The following is a 7,539-nucleotide window of genomic DNA, read 5'->3' on the forward strand; positions in this document are numbered from 1 at the left end:
ACTCCCCACTCGGCGAACGGTCCGGTCGCGGCGACGAGGATCGCCATCTGGACGAACGGGAACGCCAGCCCGTCGTTGAGCCCGGCCTCGGACGTGAGGGCGAACCGCACCTCGTCGTCCTCGTCGATCTCGTCCTCGTCCGCCTCCGTCGTGGTGGGTCCCTCGACCTGGACGTCCGAGGCCAGGACGGGATCGGTCGGCGCGAGCGCGGCGCCGAGGAGCAGGGCGGCGGACGGGGCGAGGCCCATGACCCACCAGCCCAGCAGCGCGATCCCGGCGATCGTCAGCGGCATCGCGATCACGAGCAGCCGCCACGTCGCGCTCCATGCCCGCCAGGAGTCGAACGACCGCAGGCTGAGCGGGCGGTCGAGCGCCAGCCCGACACCCATCAGCGCGACGAGCACCGTGAACTCCGCGAGGTGCTCGACGAATGCGCGATGGGCGATCGGCGAGAAGGCCGACTCGTCGGTGCCCGGCAGCAGCCCGATCAGCGCGCCGAGCCCCAGCAGGACGACGGGTGGCGAGAGCGCGGCGGTGCGCAAGGCGTACGGGAGGACGACGGCCACGAGGAGCGCCGCGCCGCCGAGGAGATAGACGAGATGCGTGGTCATGGCCCCTCGAGGCTACGGCGAGCGGGCCAAGCAAGCACGTCGGCGTACGTGGTCTCGATGGGTTGCCGCTGCTGCGGCAGACGTAGCGGCCTCGCGGCGTACTGCGCCCGTGGTAGCCGAGACTGTCGGCGTACGGAGGACGCGCCGGCGCCGTGTGCTTCGGGAGGGTGGAGACACTGCCGCGAGACCCTTCGCGGCCCCGTCTTCTCGGAGGTTTCCGCATGGCTGCATTCGCCCGATGGTGCTTCGACCATCGACTCTCCGTCATCGGCATCTGGGTCGCCCTGCTGATCGCGATCAGCGGCGCCTCGCTGGCCGCCGGCACGAGCTATTCCAACGCGTTCGACCTGCCCGGCACCGAGTCCACCAAGGCGCTCGAGCTGCTGCAGAAGTCGCTGCCGGAGTCCGCCGGCGACGCCGACCAGATCGTCCTGCACGTCGACGAGGGCAAGCTGACCGATCCCGCGGTCGAGCAGAAGGTCGAGGCGATGCTCAAGGACGTGAGCACGCTCGACTCGGTCGTCGGCGTCACCAGCCCGTACGACGAGGCCGGCGCGGCGCAGCTGAGCCAGGACGGCCGCACGGCGTACGCCACGGTGCAGTTCGACAAGCAGGCCGACGAGCTCGCCCTCAACGACATCGACGCCGTGATCGACACGGCCCAGGACGCCCGCGGCGACGGGTTGCAGGTCGAGCTGAGCGGCCAGGCGATCGACACCGCGACGCAGTCCGGACCGGGCAGCACCGAGCTGATCGGTGTCGCGGCAGCGGCCGTGATCCTGTTCGTCGCCTTCGGCTCACTGCTCGGCATGGTCCTGCCGCTGGTCGTCGCGATCGCCGGGCTCGTCGGCGGGCTCATGTCGATCACGCTGCTGTCGCACGTCATCGGCCTGAGCGACGTGACCCCCACGCTGGCCGCGCTGATCGGGCTCGGCGTCGGCATCGACTACGCGCTGTTCATCGTCACGCGATACCGGACCGGGCTGAAGTCCGGCCTCGAGCCCGAAGAGGCCGCGACCAAGGCGCTCAACACGTCCGGGCGCTCGGTCCTCTTCGCCGGTGGCACGGTCGTCATCGCGCTGCTGGGCCTGCTGGTGCTGAACGTCAACTTCCTCTCCGGCATGGGCATCGGCGCCGCGATCACGGTGATGTGGACCGTCGCGGCGGCGCTGACGCTGACGCCGGCGTTCCTGGGCCTGTTCGGGATGCGGTTGCTGTCGAAGCGGCAGCGCAAGGTCCTCGCGGCCGAGGGTCCGCAGCTCGAGACGGTTGGCATCTGGGCTCGGTGGGCGCGGTTGGTCGCTCGCCGCAAGGCACTGACCGCGGCCGTCGCGCTCGGGCTGATCACGCTCCTCGCGATCCCGTTCTTCTCGCTGAGACTCGGGTCCGCGGACGCCGGCAACAACCCGGCCGACACGACGACCCGCAAGGCGTACGACCTGCTGGCCGACGGCTTCGGCCCCGGGTTCAACGGGCCGTTGCAGCTCGTCGCCGAGCTCAAGTCGCCCGGCGACCAGCAGGCCCTGACGGCGCTGGTGTCCGACGTCGAGTCGACCACAGGGGTCGCGGCGGCGACAGCGATGCCGATGAAGGCCGACGCCACGGTCGGCATCGTCCAGGTCGTCCCGACCAGCGCGCCGCAGGACGAGGCCACGACCCAGCTGATCGACAGGCTGCGGGACGACGTCATCCCGGCCGCGGAGGAGGGCAGCACCCTCCAGGTGTACGTCGGCGGCAACACCGCGACGTTCGGTGACTTCGCCGACGTGCTGACCGGGAAGCTGCCCCTGTTCCTCGGCGTGATCGTGGCGCTGGGCTGCGTGCTCCTGATGGTCGCGTTCCGCAGCATCGTCGTGCCCCTGACGGCGGCGTTGATGAATCTGCTCGCGGCCGGGGCGGCGTTCGGTGTCCTCGTCGCGGTGTTCCAGTGGGGCTGGTTGGGCGAGCTGCTGAACATCGGCAAGGAGGGCCCGGTCGAGGCGTTCCTGCCGGTCATCATGCTGGCGATCCTGTTCGGCCTGTCGATGGACTACCAGGTCTTCCTGGTCAGCCGGATGCACGAGGAATGGACGCACACCAAGGACAACCGCAGGGCCGTCGTGGTGGGCCAGAGCGAGACCGGCCGGGTCATCACCGCCGCGGCGCTGATCATGATCTGCGTCTTCATCGCCTTCGTGTTCGAGGGGGAACGGGTCATCGCCGAGTTCGGCATAGGCCTGGCCGCGGCGGTCGCGGTGGACGCGTTCATCCTCCGGATGCTGCTGGTGCCGGCGATGATGCACTGGTTCGGCGCAGCCAACTGGTGGCTCCCCGCGTGGATCGATCGTCGCCTCCCGCACCTGTCGGTCGAGCCGATGGAGGATGCGCCGGTCGCCGAGATCGCGGAGCTCGATGTCGTCGACCAGCCTGTGAGGACATGACAGGCTGAGCACGTGAAGCTGAAGGAAGAGCTCGTCGAGCAGGCGCGGTGTCATCCCCTCGGGGCTGACGCCGTGCTTGCCGCCGTGCTCTTCGCGATCGCGATGATCGTTCCGCACAACCGGGTGACGCCCTCGACCGGACCCGACTGGATCGTCTACGCGATCGAGGTCCCGGTGTTCCTGGCCCTGGTGTTCCGGCGCCGCCAGCCGATCCTGGTGTTCGGTGTGGTGGTCGTGGGATCGGCCGTCGTGATCTCGCTGCAGGAGGGCAAGTCGCCGGTCCTCTCGGCGGCTTTCGTCGCGATCTGCACGGTCGCCTACTACGCCGCCGACCGCAAGACATCCGTCATGGCGTGGCTGGCGAGCGGCCTGGCTCTTGGCGCCGGCTCGGCGATCGGCCTCGGCTCGGTGGTCAGGTTCGAGAACTTCTCGTCGTTCGCCTGGACCGGATTCGCGGCGGCCATCGGTGCCGCCGTCCGCTCCCGCCAGGAGTGGTTCGCCGAGGTCGAGCGACGCGCGATCCAGGCCGAGGAGACCCGCGAGGAGGAGGCGCGCCGCCGCGTCGTCGCCGAGCGCCTGCGCATCGCCCGCGAGCTGCACGACGTCGTCGCGCACCACATCGCGGTCGTGCACGTGCAGGCCGGCGTCGCCGACCACCTGCTCGAGACCAAGCCGGCCGAGGCGCACGAAGCCATCGCGCACATCCGCCGGGCCAGCGGCTCGGTCCTCGACGAGCTCGGAGGGCTCCTCGACGTGCTCCGGCAACCCGACGAGCCCATCACGCCGACCGCTCCGGCCCCGGGCCTCGGTGGACTCACGTCGCTGATCGACTCGTTCTCGGCCTCCGGGCTGACGGTCGACGTACAGGCGCGCGGAGTCCCCGAGCCCATGCCACCGGCCGTCGAGCTCGTCGCCTACCGGCTCGTGCAGGAGGGCCTGACGAACGCCCACAAGCACGGCTCGGGAACCGCGACGCTGGACTTCACGTACGAGCCGGGTGCGCTGGGCATCGACATCGCCAACCCGTGCCCCGAGGGCAGCTCGCCCAACGGTGCGGGACACGGCCTTGCCGGTATGCACGAGCGGGCCAAGGCCGTCGGCGGCACCGTGGAGACCTCGATCGACGGTGACGCCTGGCGCGTCGCCGCCCGACTGCCGTTCGAGCCGGCCGTATGACGATCCGCGTCCTGCTCGCCGACGACCAGGCGTTGATCCGCGGGGGCTTTCGCGTCCTGATCGACTCCGACCCCGAGCTCGAGGTCGTGGGCGAGGCGACCAACGGCAAGGAGGCCGTCGAGCTGGCGCGCAGCACGCGGGCCGATGTCATCGTGATGGACGTACGCATGCCTGTGATGGACGGCCTCGAGGCGACCCGCCTGATCTGCGCCGACGACGACCTCGCGGGCGTCAAGGTGCTCGTCGTGACGACGTTCGAGACCGACGACTACCTCATCGAGGCGCTGCGGGCCGGAGCGAGCGGCTTCGTCGGCAAGGGCGTCGAGACCGAGGAGCTGCTGGGCGCCATCCGTACGGTCGCGGTCGGCGATGCCCTGCTCTCGGCGCGCGCGACCCGCAGCCTGATCACGAACTTCCTCGCCCAGCCGGCCGGGCGACCCGTCGCGACGCCCGCCGAGCTCAAGGTGCTGACGCGTCGCGAGCGCGAGGTCGTGAGCCTCGTCGCGCAGGGACTGTCGAACGACGAGATCGCCGAGCAGCTCTTCGTCAGCCCGCTGACCGCCAAGACCCACGTCAACCGGGCCATGATCAAGCTCGATGCCCGCGACCGCGCGCAGCTGGTCGTCGTGGCCTACCAGTCCGGCCTGGTCAGCGCGGACCCACCGCTCTAGGCCGATCAGCCAGACTGGTCACATGATCATCGACGGCGGGCTGTCCAATGCGCTCGAGGACCGGGGACAAGACCTGTCGTCCGACCTCTGGACCGCCGAGCTGCTGCGTGATGCGCCGCAGGAGATCGCCGCGGTCCACCGGGCGTACTTCGACGCCGGCGCGCAGGTCGCGACGACCGCGAGCTACCAGGCCAGCGTGCCCGGCTTCGTGCAGGCCGGCATGTCGAGCGCCGAGGCCGAGGCGCTGATCCGGCTCAGCGTCGCGATTGCCCGCGACGTGCGCGACGAGCGCGATGAGCCGGGCCGCCTCGTCGTGGCGTCCGTCGGCCCGTACGGCGCCGTGCTCGCGGACGGCTCGGAGTACACCGGTCGCTACGGGCTCACCGCGACGCAGCTGTACGACTTCCATCGCCCGCGGCTCGAGCTCCTCGCGTCCGCCGAGCCCGACATGTTCGCGGTCGAGACGATCCCCGACATCGACGAGGCGACGGTGCTCGCCGGCCTGCTCGACGAGATCGGCATACCCGCGTGGCTGTCGTACACGATCGACGGCGAGCTGACCCGGGCCGGCCAGCCGCTGGCCGACGCGTTCGCCGTCGTGGCCGACGCCGACGCGGTGGTCGCCACCGGTGTCAACTGCTGCGCACCCGCAGACGTGCTCGGTGCCGTCCGGACCGCCCACACGGTGACGGGCAAGGCCGCGGTCGCGTACCCCAACAGCGGGCAGGTGTGGGACAGCTCGAGCCACACGTGGCACGGCGAGCCGTCGTACGACCTCGGGCTCGTGCCGGCGTGGATCGACGCCGGTGTCGCGTATGTCGGAGGGTGCTGCCGCATCGGCCCGGCGGACATCGCGGCCCTCGCCGAGAGCCTGGCCTGACGACGGATCGCCCCCGCCCGCGACGTGTGTCAGATTGGAACCATGACCAGCCGCATCTCGCACACGACGATCGACTGCCGTGACGCGCATGCCCTGTCCGAGTGGTGGGCCGAGGTGCTGGGCATGCAGCAGGATCCCCGCGATCCCAACGAGCCGGGCCACGAGGAGTGCATGATCTTCTCGCGCGACGGCCGCACGCGGCTGCTGTTCATCGAGGTGCCCGAGCCCAAGCAGGTCAAGAACCGGATCCACCTCGACCTGCGGCCCACCGACGTCACGCAGAACGAGGAGATCGAGCGGGTCCTGGCACTCGGCGCCACCGAGGTCGCCGACCTCCGTACGCCGCAGGGCCTCGGCTGGATGGTCCTCGCGGATCCCGAGGGCAACGAGTTCTGCATCCTGCGGAGCGACCTCGAGATCCCGGACTACCACTCGCACCTCATCACCTGATGGCGGAGCTCCTGATCACGAACGCCCACGTCTACGGCGGCGGCGAGTGGCGTCCCGGCGTCGACTCGATCGCCGTACGCGACGGGGTCATCGTCGGGCTGGGCTCCGACGCGGAGCTCACCGGTCTGGTGCCGTCCGCCGAGGTCGTGGACCTGGCCGGTGCCTGGATCCTGCCGGGATTCCAGGACGCGCACATCCATCCGGTCCAGGCCGGCCTCGAGATGAATGCCTGCGACCTGCTCGCCGGTCAGGACCTCGACGACTACGTCGACACCATCACGGCGTACGCCCTCGCGAACCCCGATGCCGAGTGGGTCGTCGGCGGCGGCTGGTCGATGGATGTCTTTCCCGGCGGCGTACCGACCGCTGCGGTCCTCGACCGAATCGTGCCGGACCGTCCCGTGTTCCTGCCGAACCGTGACCACCACAGCGCGTGGGTCAACACCACGGCCCTCGAGCGGGCCGGAATCGCGGCGACCACCCCGGATCCCTCCGACGGGCGCATCGAACGGGACGATCGCGGCGAAGCAACCGGCGCGCTCCACGAGGGCGCGATGGAGCTCGTACGCCGGCTGATCCCGCCGCCCACCGACGACGAGATCGCCGCGGCGCTGCAGACCGCACAGACGTACCTGCACTCGTTGGGGATCACGGGCTGGCAGGACGCACTCGTCGGCGAAGGGCTCGGCATGCCGGACTCGCTCGACACCTACCTGGCGGCGCAGCGCGGCGGCACCCTGACCGCCGGCGTCGTCGGCGCCCTGTGGTGGGACCGGTCGCGGGGTGAGGAGCAGATCGCCGACCTGGTCGAGCGCCGGGCGCGGGCCGCCGCGGCCAGATTCGACGCGAGCACGATCAAGATCATGCAGGACGGCGTCTGCGAGACGTTCACGGCAGCCGTCGTCGACCCCTACCTCGACCGGCACGGCAACCCCACAGACAACCACGGCCTGTCGTTCATCGCGGCGGCGGACCTCGCCCACTACGTCCAGCTGCTCGATGCCGCGGACTTCCAGGTCCACATCCATGCCCTCGGCGATCGCGCCGTACGCGACAGCCTCGATGCGATCGAGCACGCGATCGGGGTCAACGGTCGCCGCGGCAACCGTCACCACCTGGCGCACATCCAGATCGTCCACGCCCAGGACGTGCCGCGCTTCGCCGAGCTCGACGTCACGGCCAACGCCCAGCCCCTGTGGGCGTGTCTCGACGACCAGATGTCGGACCTGACCCTGCCGTTCCTCAGCCCGCAGGCACGCGAGCAGCAGTACGTCTTCCGGTCGCTGCTCGATGCCGGCGGCCGGCTCGCGTTCGGCAGCGACTGGCCGGTC

At 70.6% G+C, this 7,539-nt stretch carries 7 protein-coding genes; 6 read left to right on the plus strand and 1 reads right to left on the minus strand.

Annotation, left to right across the window (positions count from 1 at the left end; all coding sequences use genetic code 11):
- On the minus strand, positions 1-611 hold a 611-nt coding region (locus V6M46_RS12215), incomplete at its 3' end, for a cation:proton antiporter domain-containing protein (protein WP_332665380.1).
- Positions 612-832: 221 nt separating this feature from the next.
- Between V6M46_RS12215 and V6M46_RS12220 the strand changes: the two genes are divergently transcribed.
- The 6 genes from V6M46_RS12220 to V6M46_RS12245 all read left to right on the plus strand — a co-directional run.
- Positions 833-3,031 (plus strand): MMPL family transporter, encoded by a 2,199-nt coding sequence (locus V6M46_RS12220; RefSeq protein WP_332665383.1) that lies wholly within the window; start codon positions 833-835, stop codon positions 3,029-3,031.
- A 12-nt stretch (positions 3,032-3,043) separates the two neighbouring features.
- On the plus strand, positions 3,044-4,207 hold the full coding sequence (locus V6M46_RS12225; RefSeq protein ID WP_332665385.1) for a sensor histidine kinase: 1,164 nt from the start codon (positions 3,044-3,046) through the stop codon (positions 4,205-4,207).
- A complete protein-coding gene (locus tag V6M46_RS12230) occupies positions 4,204-4,878 on the plus strand; it encodes a response regulator transcription factor (RefSeq protein ID WP_332665388.1) in 675 nt (224 codons plus the stop codon). Before V6M46_RS12225 ends, V6M46_RS12230 begins: the two co-directional genes overlap by 4 nt.
- Entirely contained in the window at positions 4,805-5,758 is a 954-nt protein-coding gene (mmuM, locus tag V6M46_RS12235; protein WP_332665391.1) for a homocysteine S-methyltransferase, read from the plus strand. The genes V6M46_RS12230 and mmuM overlap by 74 nt, the downstream gene beginning before the upstream one ends.
- Before the next feature lie 42 nt (positions 5,759-5,800).
- Positions 5,801-6,208, plus strand: coding sequence for a VOC family protein (locus tag V6M46_RS12240; RefSeq protein WP_332665394.1), 408 nt, complete (start codon positions 5,801-5,803; stop codon positions 6,206-6,208).
- A partial coding sequence (locus V6M46_RS12245) for an amidohydrolase (protein ID WP_332665397.1) occupies positions 6,208-7,539 on the plus strand: 1,332 nt, incomplete at its 3' end. The genes V6M46_RS12240 and V6M46_RS12245, both read left to right, overlap by 1 nt.

The organism is Aeromicrobium sp. (assembly GCF_036676885.1).
Lineage (GTDB): Bacteria > Actinomycetota > Actinomycetes > Propionibacteriales > Nocardioidaceae > Aeromicrobium.